At 54.0% G+C, this 18,153-nt stretch carries 14 protein-coding genes; 3 read left to right on the top strand and 11 right to left on the bottom strand.

Annotated features, from left to right (window positions below; translation table 11 throughout):
• Positions 1-109: 109 nt before the first annotated feature.
• From aaeB to aaeX, 3 genes are read right to left on the bottom strand one after another with little or no spacing between them, the layout of a single operon-like run.
• Complete coding sequence (aaeB, locus tag ACIPUG_RS18090; protein WP_400339599.1) at positions 110-2,098, bottom strand: p-hydroxybenzoic acid efflux pump subunit AaeB; 1,989 nt, start codon at positions 2,096-2,098, stop codon at positions 110-112.
• Between the two features lie 11 nt (positions 2,099-2,109).
• On the bottom strand, positions 2,110-3,075 hold the full coding sequence (gene aaeA / locus ACIPUG_RS18085) for a p-hydroxybenzoic acid efflux pump subunit AaeA (RefSeq protein WP_205593317.1): 966 nt from the start codon (positions 3,073-3,075) through the stop codon (positions 2,110-2,112).
• Positions 3,076-3,082: 7 nt separating this feature from the next.
• Positions 3,083-3,286: a p-hydroxybenzoic acid efflux pump operon protein AaeX gene (aaeX, locus tag ACIPUG_RS18080; RefSeq protein WP_005975424.1), complete on the bottom strand. Its 204-nt coding sequence runs from the start codon at positions 3,284-3,286 to the stop codon at positions 3,083-3,085.
• A 335-nt stretch (positions 3,287-3,621) separates the two neighbouring features.
• Between aaeX and aaeR the strand changes: the two genes are divergently transcribed.
• The 3 genes from aaeR to ACIPUG_RS18065 all read left to right on the top strand — a co-directional run bounded on the left by aaeR (position 3,622) and on the right by ACIPUG_RS18065 (position 5,608).
• Positions 3,622-4,557: an HTH-type transcriptional activator AaeR gene (gene aaeR, locus ACIPUG_RS18075; protein ID WP_039279052.1), complete on the top strand. Its 936-nt coding sequence runs from the start codon at positions 3,622-3,624 to the stop codon at positions 4,555-4,557.
• 151 nt (positions 4,558-4,708) lie between these two features.
• Positions 4,709-5,005 carry a hypothetical protein gene (locus ACIPUG_RS18070; protein ID WP_400339579.1) on the top strand — a complete coding sequence of 99 codons (297 nt, stop codon included), beginning with the start codon at positions 4,709-4,711 and terminating at the stop codon, positions 5,003-5,005.
• A gap of 9 nt (positions 5,006-5,014) precedes the next feature.
• Positions 5,015-5,608, top strand: a complete 594-nt coding sequence (locus tag ACIPUG_RS18065) for a hypothetical protein (RefSeq protein ID WP_205531635.1) — start codon at positions 5,015-5,017, stop codon at positions 5,606-5,608.
• A gap of 85 nt (positions 5,609-5,693) precedes the next feature.
• Here the strand turns inward: ACIPUG_RS18065 and tldD are convergent, their stop codons facing one another.
• The 8 genes from tldD to csrD all read right to left on the bottom strand — a co-directional run bounded on the left by tldD (position 5,694) and on the right by csrD (position 18,068).
• Positions 5,694-7,139: a metalloprotease TldD gene (gene tldD / locus ACIPUG_RS18060; protein WP_039556310.1), complete on the bottom strand. Its 1,446-nt coding sequence runs from the start codon at positions 7,137-7,139 to the stop codon at positions 5,694-5,696.
• Between the two features lie 56 nt (positions 7,140-7,195).
• Complete coding sequence (gene yhdP / locus ACIPUG_RS18055) at positions 7,196-11,026, bottom strand: AsmA2 domain-containing protein YhdP (protein WP_400339576.1); 3,831 nt, start codon at positions 11,024-11,026, stop codon at positions 7,196-7,198.
• Positions 11,027-11,067: 41 nt separating this feature from the next.
• Positions 11,068-12,537 (bottom strand): ribonuclease G, encoded by a 1,470-nt coding sequence (rng, locus tag ACIPUG_RS18050; protein WP_010300332.1) that lies wholly within the window; start codon positions 12,535-12,537, stop codon positions 11,068-11,070.
• Complete coding sequence (locus ACIPUG_RS18045) at positions 12,527-13,120, bottom strand: nucleoside triphosphate pyrophosphatase (RefSeq protein WP_205532727.1); 594 nt, start codon at positions 13,118-13,120, stop codon at positions 12,527-12,529. Before ACIPUG_RS18045 ends, rng begins: the two co-directional genes overlap by 11 nt.
• Positions 13,121-13,128: 8 nt before the next feature.
• Positions 13,129-13,617 (bottom strand): rod shape-determining protein MreD, encoded by a 489-nt coding sequence (gene mreD / locus ACIPUG_RS18040; RefSeq protein WP_012772977.1) that lies wholly within the window; start codon positions 13,615-13,617, stop codon positions 13,129-13,131.
• On the bottom strand, positions 13,614-14,597 hold the full coding sequence (gene mreC, locus ACIPUG_RS18035) for a rod shape-determining protein MreC (protein WP_014913839.1): 984 nt from the start codon (positions 14,595-14,597) through the stop codon (positions 13,614-13,616). Before mreC ends, mreD begins: the two co-directional genes overlap by 4 nt.
• 173 nt (positions 14,598-14,770) lie before the next feature.
• Positions 14,771-15,814, bottom strand: coding sequence for a rod shape-determining protein MreB (gene mreB, locus ACIPUG_RS18030; protein WP_010300322.1), 1,044 nt, complete (start codon positions 15,812-15,814; stop codon positions 14,771-14,773).
• 316 nt (positions 15,815-16,130) lie between these two features.
• Complete coding sequence (csrD, locus tag ACIPUG_RS18025) at positions 16,131-18,068, bottom strand: RNase E specificity factor CsrD (protein ID WP_039282847.1); 1,938 nt, start codon at positions 18,066-18,068, stop codon at positions 16,131-16,133.
• Positions 18,069-18,153 lie beyond the last annotated feature (85 nt).

Genomic DNA, 18,153 nt, shown 5'->3' with positions numbered 1-18,153 from the left:
ATGACGTTATGAGGGAAGCTATAGATAATTCAGTATAGAAGTGATGGGCGAGAGCTGCGGTACTCTCGGATTAATCGTCAGAGTTATCGCTCCACCTCGCCCACTGAGATTAGTTGCTCAGCGCATGCTGATAATCACGCAGGATCCCGGTCAATCGTCCCACCGGCGCTGTCACGCTCGGGGGAAGCTGCTGTTCTGTCAGCATCTGCTGATAGCGTTCAAGTTCATCCAACAGCTGCGTGAAATAGCGGCTGCGCGTGCTATCGCGTCGGGCCAAAATCACCTGCTCCGCCGTTGCACGAATCTGGCGATGGAAGGCAGACAGCACCGCGTTTTGCGGAATATCCAGCGTTCTCAGACGCTGGTGCATGATGATCAGCCACAGTGCGAGGCGATACTTGGCAATATCGTCAGGGAAGCGGTTCAACAGCAGGAACAGCTGCTGATACAGCGCAGGCAGGTGGTTTTCTTTGCGACGCGCCGTGTTGGTCGTTAGCGCCGAGACCGCGCCATACACAAAGCGGTTCAGCAGCGTTCTCCCCGTGTGTGCCTTGGTGTTATCCCGGATCAACAGGATCACCATCAACGCCAGAAAACAGCCGATGATCTGGCCGATCGCGCTATCCAGAAACTGGCTAACGTTGAACGTCATCGGGTTATCCAACACCAGAATATTGATCGTACTGGCCAATGCACCCAGTGAGCCGAGACGACGTTTTTGCACTTCAAGGCCGAGGAAGAAGGCCATTGCTCCCAGACTCAGGCATAGCAACAGCATACTTTGTTGCGTTGACGGCATGATAAACATAAACATCAACGCCCCCAGCGGCAGCGCGTAGATCGTCCCGAAAAGAAAATCCTTCGCCATCATCTGCGGGTTCGGCAACCGCATGGCAAGCGACGTCACCACCGCAATCATCACCATACACACGCTGCCAGAGGTCCAGCCCGTGCTCAGCCAAAATAGGCAGCCCAGCGCCGTCGCCACGCCAGTGCGTAAGCCATTAATCATGGCGTGATGCGTTTCGGCCGATGGCACTTTAATTTCCACCTCGCTGTTAAGCACGTCGGCTTCAATCGTATTGATACGCCCGTTGGTCTGCACGCCCTTCGCCAACAGCAGGTAGCGCGTCGCCGCTCCGACCCAACTGATCAGCATCGGCGGCACGTCACGACTGTCCGCCGCAATCAGTTGGCGCAACGCTTTCACACGGCAATGCACATCGCGAAACGACTCAACAGGCTGATCCAACACCAGTTTCAGGCTGCTTTTTACGGGAGTCGGAGCGTCCTGCAAAATCAGGTAGGTTTCACACGCCTGTGTAATCATCGTGAGCGATTGCGTATGCAGCGACGTTAAACGGCGATTGCTGTTCTGCCAGCGCGAGGACTCTAACATCAGGCTGCTGTGCATGCCTTTTAGCGCGGTTGTTTTGCGTACCAGTGCGTGCCATGCCGCATCTATCGCATCTTTCTCCGCCCCGCTCATGCAGAGTTGCAGTAACCGATACTGATCCACCAATAGTTCGCCGATACTGCGGTCAACGTCCTGCTTGATCGAGCGCGGCGAGAACAACAAATCCGCCAGAATCGCACAGACGATGCCCAACACAATCTCACTACAGCGTTCCACGGCAAACTGCGGCGTCAGCAGCGGTGTCCCCTGCGTCGACACAATAATAATCAACGCGGTATAGCCCGCCAGTCCAAACACATAGGCGTTTTCGACTTTAACCAGCGAGGAAACCCAGGTGCAGAGGCCAGCCCAAATACAGCACAGCATCAACATCACAACCGGTGCGCGAACGGTCGCGATAATGATGACAAGTGCGCCGATACAGCCGATAAAGGTGCCGACGACACGTAGCATGCCACGATGGCGAATGGCGCCAGAAAATGGCTCACCGCCCGCAGCAAACGCCGGACCAGCAGCGACAATCGCCGCCGTCAGCACCGACCAGCGCGGCGTTTCCAACTGGAGATGGAACCCCAGAAACAGAGACAGCACGATCGCGAAGCTCAGCTTGAAAGCAAAGCGCAAGCGTGCAAACTGTGGCGTCGTAAAGAACATAGAGCCTGTTAGCGACGGAGTTTTCATCATCGCCTCACTTAGCCGAACTCACGCAGACGATACAGGAGACGGATGAGCGGCGAAGGCGTTTTATCATTGTTGACCTGCTCACCGGTGATCACCACGGTGGCCGTGGTGCCAGCCGGGTAGAGGTCGCCCATTTGGCGATCGAGGCGAATTTTTACCGGCACACGCTGCGCCAGGCGCACCCACTCCAGATTGGAATCCACGTTAGCCAGGCCTTTACTGTTCGCGCTGTTACTGTTGTTATTCACCCCAGCCGCCACGCTATCAACCGTGCCGTAAAATATCTTTTCGCTACCCAGCGGCGTAATTTCCACACGGTAGCCACGACGCACGCCTTCAAGCTTGGTTTCTTCCATGTACGCCAGCAGATAGAACGAATCCTTCTTCACCAGCGCTACCGCCGTGTTACCTCGTTCAATGAACTCACCGCTCTGCACATGCAGGTTGGTCACCCAGCCGTCGGCAGGGGCGCGTACCACGGTGCGTTCCAGCTCCAGTTGCGCTAGTGACAATACCGCCTGCGCTTTAGCAAGCTGGTGCGTGGCGGTTTCCAATGCATTACTGGACTGATCGATATTTTCCTGTGACATCGCACTGATGCCCAGTCGCGCCCGACGCCCTGATTCCCGACGTTTTTCCGTCACCAGCGCCTGATAGTAGGCAACATCGGCTTCCGCTTGCGCCACGGCCTGATGGTAGCGCGGCTGATCGATGACAAACAGCACGTCACCTTTGTTCACCAGCTGATTGTCCGTCACGCGAACATCGCTCAGTAACCCGCTGACGTCCGGCGCGATTGCCACGACATCCGCCGTAAATTTGGCATCACGCGTCCAGGGTGATTCGGTATAGAACGCCCAGACACGAAAAATGGCCACGATCGCACACAGCACAATCACCAACGTGATAACCACGCGGCTCAGTTTTTTGATCAGCACGGCCTGCTGTTTAAACAAGGGTAACAAAAACGCTTTCACAGACACCTCACAGACCGTAACGGAACAGTAAATAAAACAGACAGCAGAACAGCGCGCTGTTAAACAGCGCAGGATGCCAGACGAAGTCATAGATCCCCGTCGGTTGCAGCAGGCGATTCACGACAAAAAACAGGGTCAGCGATACCAGCAAGACAAAAAATACGGGGGGAAATGACAGCCCGAACAGCACCATAACCGGGAGTGAACTCATCCTCTTTTCCTTTTTCTATTAGAGAGCGGTAACGAGCAGGTGCGCTACCGGGTGGTAAATTATGTCGTCTGGCGCGGCCTTTTCAGCACCGACAACAGAGCCTCATCCCGCAGGCGAGTAGCCAACGGATGGGATAGCGTTAAACTGATGAATAGCGATGTCAGCAGGGGCTGACTAACGATGGGAAATCAGCGTATTACTCTAATTGGGTAAATAAACACAATCATTGAATGGCTCTGTTCTGCCCAGAACCACCGGATAGGCTATATTATGGATGCTTATTATCACCTTATCTACATAGCGTGATCTAAATCACTTTTAAGCCAGAGTGAATAATGGAAAGACTAAAGAGTATGTCGGTGTTTGCCCGCGTGGTGGAATTTGGTTCTTTTACCGCAGCTGCCCGTCAGTTACAGATGAGCGTATCCGCCGTCAGCCAGACCGTAACCAAGCTTGAAGATGAGCTACAGATTAAGCTGCTTAATCGCAGTACGCGCAGCATTGGTTTGACGGAAGCAGGGAAAATCTATTACCACGGCTGTCGCCGCATGCTGCATGAGGCGCATGAGGTTCATGAGCAGCTTTATGCCTTCAACAACACGCCGATCGGCACGCTGCGCATCGGCAGTTCTTCTACGATGGCGCAGAATGTGTTGTCCACCATGACTGCCGCCATGCTGAAGGAATATCCTGGTTTGTCCGTCAATCTGGTCACCGGAATTCCCGCTCCCGATCTGATTGCCGACGGGCTGGATATCGTTATCCGCGTCGGCGCGCTACAGGATTCCAGCCTGTTCTCGAAACGCTTAGGCTCGATGCCGATGGTGGTCTGTGCCGCAAAAAGCTATCTGGCCCAGCACGGCACGCCGGATAAACCGGCAGATATGGTGAATTTTTCCTGGCTGGAATACAGCGTACGGCCCGACAGCGAATTCGAGCTGATCGCCCCGGAAGGCATTTCGACCCGCGTCACGCCACAAGGGCGCTTTGTCACTAACGACCCACAAACGCTGGTGCGTTGGCTTAAGACCGGCGCGGGTATCGCGTACGTGCCGCTCATGTGGGTCGTGGATGAAATTAACCGCGGTGAAATCGAGATCCTGTTTAACCGCTACCACTCCGACCCGCGCCCGGTCTACGCGCTCTACACCCGCAAAGACAACCTGCCGCTGAAAGTACAAGTCTGCATTAACTACATGACGGAATACTTCAAAAACGTCGCCCTGACCTATCAGGGCTATCGGCAGGATCATCGCGAGGAAAAAAAGTAGGTTTTGCAAAGAGGAAAATGCGAGGCGTTTCCCTCTTTCATACAAAACACATCCCGATCCCACCATTCTTGCGTTATATCTCTTCCCTTCGTTCAGGAAAGTAAAATCACATGGATAACGTACGAATAAATTCGTACAATATAGGTGAGGAATGGGATTCAAGGATGCCAAAAAGCAGCTTATTGTCTGTTTGCAGTCAGGTAATGTGCTGCATGAAGCCAGAGGGAACATCAGCACGAAGAATTTGCTGGCAACCGGACAAACATCAATAACAGAACTCATTGATATTATTTATCAATCTGCCGGGCCATCTTACTCCTCTTCACCCCATCATTTTGCAGCGCATATTGATGTTCATATCATCCGTTGCCGTTATCGGGGAATATCGTGGTATATCAAATGGTATTTTACCGAGCCGGATTGTGTCTTTATTAGCGTCCATCATTGAGGCGATGACATGAAAATTTTCAAAGTCGGCGATACACAAGCCGCTCTCTGTAACACATGCCAGTCACTTGAAACTGCGACATTTCAGCTTAAAGACGTCCCGTTCAGCGATAATAGCGGTGTGGTGAGGCAGGTTTTGGTTGGCGTTTGCGAACGCTGCGAAAATGTTGCCATCATCCCCCATCAGTCGACCCCCATGATTAAGAAAGCGCTGGATGTGCAGCGTAAAGCGCTGGAAAGTCGAGTGCCCGCGCACATGATAGACATCCTGAATCTGGCAAGTTGCGAATTAGGTGGGGAGCCCGATTTTATTCCCACGCTGATGAAATATTATCTGCACACGCTGGCAGCTGACCACGCAGCGGCAAAAGATATCCCGCGTTTTCTACAAAGTGATTTGGCAAAAGGAAAATCCGAGAAACGTCTTTCGCTTAAAGGCAGGCATGTCGCGACAGACATTGATGTACTAAAAACCGCGACAAATATCTCCAGCACCACAGATCTGTTAAAAGGCATTGTTCTCAAGATTAAGGAAGACGTTTTGGTACAGCGGGATGAAATACACATCAAGCAGCTCAAATCGATTATTGCCGCGGTGTCCTGATTGTGTGTTCCGTTACATAGCAACCCCTGAAAAAAACCGCGCTAATAACGCGCGGTCTTAAAGGAAACTCAGGACTCAGAGCAAATTACGCGGTGCCGCCGACGGTCAGGCTTTCCAGCTTCAGCGTAGGCTGACCCACGCCGACAGGCAGACTTTGCCCTTCTTTGCCGCATACGCCGACGCCTTTATCCAGCGCCAGATCGTTGCCGACCATTGAGATCTGCTGCATCGCTTCAATGCCGGAGCCAATCAGCGTGGCACCTTTGACTGGCGTGGTGATACGACCTTTTTCGATCAGGTAGGCTTCGGATGTCGAGAAGACGAACTTGCCAGAGGTAATATCCACCTGACCGCCGCCAAAGTTTGGCGCATACAGGCCGTATTCGACGCTGGAGATAATCTCTTCCGGCGTGGATTTCCCGGCCAGCATATAGGTGTTCGTCATACGCGGCATCGGCAGATGCGCATAAGATTCGCGACGACCGTTGCCCGTTGGCGCAACGCCCATCAGACGCGCATTCAGCTTGTCCTGCATATAGCCTTTCAGAATACCGTTTTCGATCAGGACATTGTATTGCCCTGGAACACCTTCATCGTCCATCGAGAGCGAACCACGACGCCCGGTCAGCGTGCCGTCGTCCACCACCGTACACAACTCTGACGCAACGAGTTTCCCCATCTGCCCGCTGAATACTGATGTACCGCGACGGTTAAAATCACCTTCCAGACCATGACCCACTGCTTCATGCAGCAATACACCCGGCCAGCCAGCGCCCAACACCACTGGCATTGGCCCAGCAGGAGCGGCCACCGCTGACAGGTTAACCAGCGCCATACGCACAGCTTCTTTTGCCCAGGCGTCAACGCGTGCTTCGCCGTCAGCCACTTCCCAGAAATAGTCATAGCCGCCACGCATGCCGCCGCCGCTGGAACCGCGTTCGCGTTTGCCCTCAGATTCGACCAGCACGCTGATCGACAGACGAACCAGCGGGCGAACATCCGCCGCCAGCGTACCGTCCGTCGCTGCCACCAGCACCAGCTCATACACGCCGGTCAGGCTGGCTGACACTTCCTGTACGCGCGCATCTGCGGCACGTGCAACCGTGTCGGCACGCTGCAACAGCGCAATTTTGTCCTCACGCGTCAGGCTATCCAGTGGGTTCAACGTTGGATAAAGCGCATGATGCGATACCGCTCCCAACGTGTGCGCAGTCCCTGTGCCTTGTTCCCGCACAATGCTGCGTGCAGCCTGCGCGCTCTGATGTAATGCGTTCAGCGTGATCTGATCGGCATAAGCAAACCCGGTCTTTTCACCGTCAATCGCACGGATACCCACGCCCTGATCGATATTGTAAGAACCGTCTTTAATGATGCGATCTTCCAGTACCCAGGACTCATGGTAGCTGGACTGGAAATAGAGATCGGCATAGTCCAGTCGACGCTCATTAAGCGACCCCAGCACAGCAGCAAGATCGTCAAGATTCAATTTATTGGCGGTGAGTAACTGCTCACTGACAAACGAAAGGCTCATAGTTTTTCACTCTTTATCAGATAATCGGCTGAGTACGCTGCGCTGCCCCAACGGCATTATTCGCCTTTCTTCTTGTTCGGCTCACGCAACACTTCCTGAATCTTTGGCTGATCGAGGCTACCGGAAATCTGGTAGCGAATCAGCGAAATCTTGTTCCATAGCGGTGCCAGCACTTTACTGGCAGCAAACACCGCGGCCCCGACAACCGGGTTAACGGCAAATGCGGTCGCCACGCCCACCGTCGCGGAAATTTCCGGGGCGATAACCGCTTCCATATTGACCTGTCGCTTAGCGAGATCGAGATCGCCTTTTATCGCGATATCGGCCTCCAGACCGTCGACCAACATATCATCAGTATGCAACACGCCGTCTTTAATCCATGCCGTGTTGCGAATCGAGTCGAAGTAAAATCCGCGACCAAACGTATCGCTAAAATCGAACCGCAGCTTACGCATCAGCGCATCAAAGCTCAATAAACGCAGCAATTGACCCGCCTGACCCGCGCCCACTTCGGCAATTTCACCTTTACCAATGCGCGTGTGCAATATTCCACTCAGGCTGGCAATATCCGGCGCCCAAGGCGTACCGCGCCAGTACAGATCGTAGTCCACATCGAAAGAACCGGCTTTCAGCGGTGAATCAACGCCAAACCAGTTAGCGTTCTGCTCCAGGCTATCCCCCGTCAGACGGCCTTTTAGCGCCGTCCGTACGCCTTCCGCGTTTTCCTGCCAGGAACCGTTTACCGTCAGACGGGCTTTGCCCGTATCAATCATACCGTCTGCCAGCGTTAATTTTTCCTTTTCTGTCAGCAGCGTTCCCTGAATACGTCCCATATTCTGCCCGATAATCCAGCACTGGCGACAGTTAACCGCCAGCGACGGCCAGTCTTCAAAGCTGATACTCGGGTCGTTTAGCGGTGATTTTTTCTCTGCTAATGCCACCGGGTTGGTCGCTTCATTCCCTTTCCACTGAGGATTGTAGTAGAGATAATTGATGTCGCTGCGCCACATGCCACGATTGGGTATCTCAACCGTTCCGTCAATTTCGCGTCCTTTTGCCTGCACTTCACTGCCAGCAAGCGTATTTTTACGCGTGATCTCCAGATCGTGCCACTGCTGCCCCAGCAGCTGTAGCTCAGGCGTCCGCAGCGTCACCGCTTCAGGAAAACGGAAAGCGCTCTGCGCTTTTTTCCCTTCTGCCGATGTCGAGGCTCGCAGCGAAGGCAGAAGCCCCAGCCAGCTTTCAGCATCCAGCGGCGGAAGATCGAGCACCAGCGAAGAATCGTCTGGCAATGCAGGCGCCACCGTTGCCCCGTTCTGCCAGCTTGCCCGCGCCAGCGTCACGGTATCGCCTTTCAGCAGCCATTGGCTATTGAAGTGGTTATCCTTGCCCAGCCGTCCCTGCATCGCGAAACCATTCAGGTCACCGCTGGCTTTTACCTCCAGCGGCAGGCGCTCGCCAGCGGGTTTACTTAGCGGGTTAGGTAAGTGACTACTTACTTTATTGAGATCAGCTTGTACATCAACATCATAGGTTGTTTTACCAGAATGCGGCAGGTTGACGGCCACCGTACTCTTCCAGCCAGCTGTGCCGGACAGGGCTTTGCTGGCCGATGCCGGTAAACCGGGCAAGAGCGCAGGCTGCCAGTCGCCCTGCAAGCCAACATTCACCAGAAAAGCCTTCGCTTGCTCTTCCGTCGTGAAATTGACCGCCATTGGCTGATTCATCCAGTTCGCCTGAAGCGTGTCACTGCGTAAGTTGCCGTTTTCATAGCGGAACTTACCGGTGAGATTCTTAATCGTGGTATCTAGCGGCTTGATGTAGAGGCTGTTATTGTTCAGCGCAATATCACCGCTGGCGCGAACATCATCACCAGCAAGCGGAATATCCAGATGCAGTGTGCCTTTCACCGGCCCGCCAATTTTCAGCTCATCCAGCGCCGCACCCAGCGAGGATTTCAGCGGCGTCTGATTAAAATAGTTCCCTACTTCCGGCCCCGGACCATCCAGTTCACCATCGACGAGCAGCATCTCTTTTTCATAATCGGGAATGACCGCGCTAATGTTTTTGCCTTCCACCTTGCCCAGCCAGGTTTGCGGTGCAAACATCCACAGGCCGTTGTTGGCAAAGTCCAGATTGATATCCAGCGGCGTCAGCGCAGGCCAGCCCGGCTGAAATTCAAAAGTGGCATCTTTAACCGGCACCCAGACTTCAAACTGGCCTTCGTTGTGCGTATACGGGAAGTGCTGCGGATTACCAGCAAAAATCAGCGTGGCGTTATCGACACGGCCGCCTTTCAGCGCACCGCTCAGATAGTCCACCAGCTCGGTGCCCATAAACAGTTCAGGGTAATAGCGCCAGGCATCCGCCGCATCGGTCAGCCGAATACCCGCCAGAATATCCAGCTTCGGCTCCTGCTTAGCGGGCTGTTCATAGCGGAAATCGCCGTTAGCCCATAGCGATTTCGCCTGCACGTCCAGCCCGTGACTCCAGAGCGCCAGACCCTGTGCATCATTACGCCAGTCAATCGTGCCGCTGGCCTGCTTGATTTCCAGCGGCGCACGGAACATATCCACATAGGGCAGCGTACTCTGATTTAACGCGACGCTGACCTGACCACGCTCGGCGCTACCGTGCGCAGAACCAGAGAAATGATCGACCCCCGGCAGTAATTTCCACTGCTTCCAGCTCACATCCTGCCAGTTGGCCTGAAAGCGGGTTCGCTCCGGCTGTTGCAGAGGGATATCGACAGCAACAGTATTCAGTGTGCCCGTCGGTTGCAGTTCATCCCAGCGCGCTTTCAATTCTGGCGTCGTCCCGGACAGCAATGGGAGCAGCGTACTGACCCGCTCCAGCGCCAGATTGCTGGCTCGAACGCGCAGCGCTTCCTGTCGATCGGGCCCTAACATGTGTTCATTTTTTGGCAGCCAGAGAGCAGAGAGCCGACCTTTCGGCCAGGCGACACCATCCGTTGCCAGATTCAATTCAGGCACATCGACCTGCCAGCCATTTTCCTGACGGCTGACGTGCAGCGTCATGTCATCCACATTCAGGCGATGCGCATCGCTACCTTCACCCCAGTTGGCCGTTCCGTGATTGAGGAACACATCACCGCTGTGGATATCGCCGTCACGGACGTTCAACCAGGCTGCCAGACTAAAATCGGCACTTTCCAGCCCGGTCGTGTTTTTCATCCAGCGGCTGAGCCAGGGCTTCATATCGATATTGTCAGCCTGCAGGTAGAACGTGCCGTTGCTGAGCAGCCCCTGATCGTCGTGCAAGTCCATACGCATCTGCACGACGCCGTGCTGACCATTAAAACTCGACAGGCTGATCAAGCCTTCTGCCCGGTGGCGCTTCTCGGAATTCAGCCAGGTCAGTTGCGGGATACTCAGCTCCGCGCGGGAACCGGAAGGGGTAAGAAAGGTAATGTGGCTATCACGCAGGTCAAAGTGGTCAAACTGGCGCAGAAAAAGATCGCTGACCTTCCCTGACTCCATCAGTTTGCTATCCTGCTTCTGCCCGGTAAATTGGCTATTAATATCCAGTTTTAACTGGTGAAACGTGAGATCGCGAAACTGCCAGCGCCCGTGCAGCAGCGACTGCCACACATCCAGCGCCAGCGTAATACGGTCAACCTGCCAGTCCGATTCCGGCAGGGACGTGCGAAGCTTTTCAATTTCCAGCGTGGGGCCAAAGGACTCCCAGCGCCCCGTCATCGAGCCGATTTCTAACGGAACACCGGCAGCAGAGTGCGCCCAGGCCACCAGCTGTGGCCGGAAGTGATCGAGCTGTGGCAGCACCAGTCTTAAGCCGCTGACTAACAGCGCTACCATCACGACAAGAGTGGCACCCGTGATGATGAGTATTCCGGGCAGTCGCCTCACTAATTTCTCCTTCTTTCGTCGCCGACGACGAGCGCACGAATTTACATCATGACGACGTCAAACTGCTCCTGGCTATACAGGGGTTCGATTTGTACTTTGACCTGTTTGCCGACGAAAATCTCAACCTCAGCTAACGCGTGCGACTCTTCACTTCTCAGCGCTTCCCCGACTGCCGGTGAGGCATAGACCAGGAAACGATCGGTGTCATAAGCGTGGTGGACACGCACGATTTCACGCATGATTTCATAGCAGACGCTTTCTACCGTCTTCACCGTGCCACGACCATGACACGTCGGGCATTCATGACACAGCACGTGTTCGATACTCTCACGCGTGCGTTTACGCGTCATCTCCACTAATCCTAGTTGAGAGAAGCCGCTAATACTGGTTTTGACCCGATCTTTACTCAGCGCCTGCTCCAGAGAATGCAGCACCCGCCGACGGTGATCTTCATTATTCATATCGATGAAGTCGATAATGATGATGCCGCCGAGGTTACGCAGACGCAGCTGTCGTGCAATCGCCTGCGTCGCTTCCGTATTGGTATTGAAAATGGTTTCATCCAGGTTGCGGTGGCCGACGAATGCCCCCGTGTTGATGTCGACGGTCGTCATCGCTTCTGTCTGATCGATGATCAAATAACCACCGGATTTCAGCTCAACCTTTCTGTCCAGCGAACGCTGAATCTCATTTTCCACATCAAACAGGTCAAAAATCGGCTGTTTACCCGCATAGTGTTCAAGTTTGCGGGTCATCTCTGGGATGTATTCGGCGGTAAATTCCAGCAGCGCTTCATACGTCAGTCGGGAGTCAATCCGAATGCGATCCAACGCGGCACCCGCAAAATCACGCAAAATTCGCTGGGCGAGCGCCACTTCACCGTAGAGCTTACATTTGGTCTGGTTGCGCTTTTTGCGCTCCATCACCTTGCCCCACAGACGCTTCAGGAACGCCGCATCCTGCGAGAGCTCTTCTTCACCGACGCCTTCCGCCGCGGTACGAATGATGAAACCACCGTCATCATCGCAATACTCGGCGACCGTTTTCTTTAAGCGCTCGCGTTCCGCTTCGCTCTCAATCCGCTGTGACACGCCGACGTGCGATGCGCCGGGCATAAACACCAGATAGCGTGACGGCAGCGTGATATCGGTCGTCAGACGTGCGCCTTTGGTTCCCAGCGGGTCTTTGACCACCTGCACCATGAGATCCTGCCCCTGACGCACCAGTTCGGCGATATCACGGACGTGAAAATTCTTCTGTTCGTCACCGGCAACACATTCGGTGTGCGGCATGATATCGGACGCGTGCAGGAATGCCGCTTTATCCAGACCGATATCCACAAACGCCGCCTGCATGCCCGGCAGGACGCGACTCACGCGGCCTTTATAAATGTTGCCGACAATGCCGCGCTTCGCATCACGCTCAATATGAATTTCTTGCAGAATGCCGCCATCGATATAGGCAACGCGCGTTTCTGACGGTGTAACGTTTACCAGTAACTCAGCAGTCATGTTTTCCTCTTGCACTCCGCAACGCAGCAAAATTACTGAATAGCTCATGGGTTTCTACCAGCGGCAGCCCAACTACCGCGTAATAGCTCCCGTTAAGCGACCGGACAAAGCATCCACCTTTGCCCTGAATACCGTAAGCTCCGGCTTTATCCATCGGTTCGCCGCTGGCGATATACCGTTCGATATCCTGCTGCGAGAGCGGACGGAAGACGACATCGGTTACCACCAGACAGCTCAATACATCGTCTTTATCTGCCAGCGCGACGGCCGTCATCACCTGATGTGATTTCCCGGACAGCTGACTCAGCATCTCTGCAGCATGGGCTTCATTCTGTGGTTTTTCCAATACCTGGCCGTTCAGTACCACAATGGTGTCGGCACCCAGAACCGGCAAATCAGACGGAGCCGCCACGACACCCGCAGCCGCTTTCTCATGCGCCAGACGCCGGACATAAACTTCCGCCGCCTCCTCCGGTAACCGCTGTTCTTCCACCGCGATATTCAGTACAGAAAAAGGAATATCGAGCTGCGTGAGCAGTTCGCGACGGCGAGGAGAAGCGGAGGCCAGATAAAGCTGAGTCATGAATCACCTTATTGCACAGTAAACTGACGACGAATTTTACGCATCAGCAGGAACAGCCACGGCCAGAGTACGCCATCAACGACGCTATTCCAGAATGTTTCCGGTCGGAAAGAGACATTAATAACTAAAAATTCTGCCCAGAATACCGTGAGGTCCATCAGCAGCGACAACAACATGACGATTAACGCCTGCTGCCATAGCGCCATATTTCGGAATAGCTGGAATTTAAAGGCGACCAGATAAGCAATAATGCTCAGCGCCAGCGCCCGTACTCCCAGTGTAGACCCAAGAATCAGGTCCATAATCAGACCTAATATAAATCCTGTGCCGACATTCACCCGATGTGGCAATGCCATCACCCAGTAAATGAGAAACAGCGTCAGCCAGGAGGGGCGAAACATGTAGATTTCATCCGGCCACGGCATAATCTGCAAAACCATGGCGATCAGAAAAGAAAGCCAGATAATCCAGTTGCCATGCCTGCGATAACGATTCATTGGCGGCCTCTTTGCGGCTCGGCGGTAGGCGCAGCGGTATCAGGAGGAAGCGGCGGTCCCATGTCGTCAGGCGACGGTAAAACCTGCGGCATCATCTGCATCAGACGCTCATTGGCAACCCGATGAACTTCCGCTGGCGGCAGCGCCGTATTGGAGTTGTTTTCCACGCCCCACAGTAAGAGCAGATAGCGCAGACGCTGTAGCCCTGCGGTCGGACGTGCCTGAATAATCGTATAGGCTCGCTGTGTATCGGCCTTGACCGATGACACGACACCAACGGGATACCCTTCGGGGAAACGACCGCCCAGACCCGATGTGACCAGCACGTCACCCACTCGGATGTCGGTATTGTTAGGCAAGTGTTCGAGTTGCAGATCGTCGGCGCAGCCATTGCCGGCGGCGATCACGCGGATATCATTGCGTAGCACCTGAATCGGCAACGCGTGGGAAACATCACAAATCAACAAAACCCGGCTGGTAAACTGACCAACCGCCACAACCTGACCCACCACGCCTTTATCGCTGATGACCGGTTGCCCTTCATACACGCCGTTCGCCTGACCTTTATCAATCACCACCTGATCGCTATAGGGGTCGGTTCCGGCGGACATCACCTGCGTTACCATTTTCTGCTCATCCTGACGCAGTGGCGAGCCGAGCAGTTCACGTAAGCGCGCATTTTCCTGCTTGAACTGACCTAACAGCAACAGGTCACTGTTTTTCATCAACAGTTCCTGACGCAGCGCGGTATTTTCGAGGCTTAATTGCTCACGGGTTGCCAGTGAGGCAGACATATTATCCAGAACCTGACGGGGCCCATTCGCCAGAAAATAGAATGGACTGACGGTGGTGTCCATGTATGTTCTGATTTTGACGAACGAACCGAGCCGACTGTCCGCAACGATCACGACAATCGCGGTAACGACAGCAAGAAAAAGTCGTAATTGCAGGGAAGGCCCCCTGCTAAAAAGCGGCTTCATAAAATTTGCGTATTCCTCGACAGCAACCTCAAATCGCACCTGGCGATTTTTAACGTCACAAAGCGGTGCCCCGTAGGGCGAATTTCATTGCTCAGGCAAATAAAAAAGGGGTAACCACGAAAGATGAAAAACGCAGGCGTTCATCCATCCGGTCCCCCCTTTTCCAGACAGGATTACTCCTCGCTGAACAAATCGCCACCGTGCATGTCGATCATTTCCAGCGCCTTGCCACCGCCACGGGCGACACAGGTCAGCGGATCTTCAGCCACCACAACCGGAATACCGGTTTCTTCCATCAGCAAACGATCCAGGTTACGCAGCAGCGCACCGCCGCCGGTTAACACCATACCGCGCTCGGAAATGTCGGAGGCCAGTTCCGGTGGACACTGTTCCAACGCCGCCATGACCGCGCTGACGATACCCGTCAACGGCTCTTGCAGCGCTTCCAGAATTTCGTTGGAGTTCAGCGTGAACCCACGCGGTACACCTTCAGCAAGGTTACGGCCGCGCACTTCAATCTCAAGCACTTCATCGCCGGGATAAGCGGAGCCGATTTCATGCTTGATACGTTCTGCCGTTGCTTCACCAATCAGTGAACCGTAGTTACGACGAACGTAATTGATGATCGCTTCATCAAAGCGGTCACCACCAATACGTACAGAAGAGGAGTACACCACGCCGTTCAGCGAGATCACCGCAACTTCCGTGGTACCACCACCGATATCCACCACCATGGAACCGGTCGCTTCGGATACTGGCATGCCAGCACCAATCGCAGCCGCCATCGGCTCTTCGATCAGGAACACTTCACGGGCACCGGCACCCAGCGCGGATTCGCGAATGGCACGACGCTCAACCTGCGTTGCGCCTACTGGTACACATACCAGCACACGCGGGCTTGGACGCATAAAGCTGTCGCTATGCACTTGCTTGATGAAGTGCTGCAACATTTTTTCTGTGACCTGGAAATCGGCAATCACACCGTCTTTCATCGGGCGAATCGCCACGATATTCCCAGGCGTTCTGCCCAGCATCTGCTTAGCGTCATGGCCGACTGCCGCCACGCTTTTTTGAGAACCAGCACGATCCTGACGAATCGCAACCACAGAGGGTTCATTCAGTATGATGCCCTGCCCTTTAACATAAATCAGGGTATTGGCGGTACCCAGGTCGATGGACAAGTCGTTGGAAAACATGCCACGAAATTTCTTAAACATAACTAAAGGATAATCCTGCAAGCTGGGGGCGAAAAATAAATCCGCCTACTTTACCAACCACACGAAGCAGCGACAAGGCACGAAAAGGCTCTGCTTCGGTGAAAAATAAGTCTGAGTTGCGCACGTCGGCGTCAGGGAGAAGGCACAACGTGCTTTCTCCTCAGGCGGCAAGGCATCTTACCACTGTCCACCCGACAGAATTGCGCTAACACAGGACATAAAATCTAACATTTAATCGGATTGCCGCTAACGTAAGCACACACTAACCGATTTAACAACCGCCTCATTCTACGTCAATTTGAACGGGACGTTTATATTAAACACGATGCCGCGGTGAATATTTTTTCAGCTCATCCGTTACAGGGACTGATGCGGCAAAAAAATCGCCTTGCCCACCATAAACTCCCTTGCCCAACAGCATCCGCCACTCCTCTTTGGTTCGCACGCCAGCGGCAAACACCCGCGTTTGCGTCCCTTTACAGGCCTCGGTCAGGCTTTGTACAAACAGCTGATTTTCCGGACGGCGCTCAAGGCTGCGGACCAAACCAGGATGAAGCTTGATGATCTCCACGGGGAGTGACTTGATATACGTCGTACTCACCAGCGTCAAACCCGCCTGCGTAACCGCCAGGCGACAGCCTAATCCCAGGATCAAATTGAGAACCGGGCGCAGGCGGCCGATATATTGACAGACATCTGCCTCTGCAAGTTCAAATAAAATGCACTGACGCTGCGTTTTCGGACATTGCAGCAACATTTCTTTTAGCCAGCGCAGGAAAGGCTTTTGCAAAAGTGAGTCCACACTTACCGGTAAAGCCAGTGTTTCTCCCGGCCAGCTTGCTGATAGGTCAATAATTCGTGCGACAAGCTGCCGATCATAGCTGGCTGCCAGCCCCAGTTGCTGAACCAGCGGCATATACTCCGCTGCGAGCAGTTCCTGTTCCCCGTCATAAATCCGACTCATCATTTCGCGATGATGCACCACGCCCTCTTTTGTCACCGCAGGTTTCTGATACAGCCGTGGGCCACCGCGTGCCAACGTCTGTTCCAGCAAGGTCCGCCATTTCACGCTGCCGCGTCCTTTGTCAGGCACCTGCCTGTCAAACACGCACCAGCTGTTACCGCCCTGCAACACCGCATTACGCGTCGCGTCTTCCACACTCTCCATCACCTGCTCGGCACTTTGCCCGCCGCGATAGGCACAAATACCAATGTGGAGAACGTCCTCGCGATCGATCAACGGACAGGCGGGGAGAATATCGATAGACTTCACCAGCTGCGTGGCAATCGCAGTGGCTTCCTTCAGCGTGCTGTGGGGGAGCAATACGGTGAAATCGCTGCTGAAATAACGCGCCAGCAGCGCAGAGGGATAGCGCATGACAAACGTCGATAGCAGATTGACCAGCGTGAAACGGTATTCCTGAAGCGCACTGGTATAGCCGTGCGTTTCTTGCAAAGTTTCAAAATCAGGTACGCGAATCATCATGACGACGCCGTGCGTCCCCACTTCTTCGCCATCTTCCAGCTGTGTGGTCAATTGATTATCAAAAAACAGACGATTACTCAGCCCGGTTTCAGCATCCTGCGCGGCGAAAGCACGAATTAACGTATCAACCCGCCCGCGTTCCTCACGCGCTTCCACTAAATCAGACAGCAGTTGATCGAGCGCCCCGCTGGTCTTAACTGGCCATTCACGTACCGAGCCCTGCATAACCGATTCTCGCTCACCCTTGAGAATACGCTGTGCGCGTTTTTCCAGCTCTTCCTGTCCGGCAGCCTGCCGACGTAGCCAGCGAATGGAGAAGTACAGCATGAGGAGCATCAGGCCTGCGGCCAGCAATACCGATAGCGTCGACACCACGAAACGCGGTAAACCAATCAGCGGGTCGACATATTTTAAGGCGATCGTCATGTTCAAATGATGCATCAGCGGAAACTCGACCTCATGATAGAGGTGCGTGCGTTCCCAGCCGGCCTCGGGCAGCTGTATTGAATAGAGGGTTGAATCGTTATCCTGAATATCCAACGCCACAATGCCTGCCGTTTTCATCATTCCCGGCAGCCAATATTGAATATTTTCGGGCGATTGCACTAATAGCGCCTGATCGATACTGGCCGTGACCTCGCGTAGCTGCTGCTCGGTTCGCAACTGGCTATAATAACAGAGGCTAAATATGCTACTGAAAAGCATAAGAAAAATGGCGAGAACCGTCAGCAATACTATGAGTATCGAGAACCTGGTCGTAAATCCCATCCCTGCGTCCTATTCCAAATAATTGTTATTTCTGCGAGTTTGTTGTTTTTTATCAGTTCGCATAGGCCAGCAACATAGTACCTTT

The sequence above is a fragment of the Pectobacterium sp. CHL-2024 genome (assembly GCF_044751765.1).
Classification (GTDB): domain Bacteria; phylum Pseudomonadota; class Gammaproteobacteria; order Enterobacterales; family Enterobacteriaceae; genus Pectobacterium; species Pectobacterium brasiliense.
Note: the sequence above shows the minus strand (reverse complement) of the source record. Positions and strands in the feature narration are given on the sequence as shown.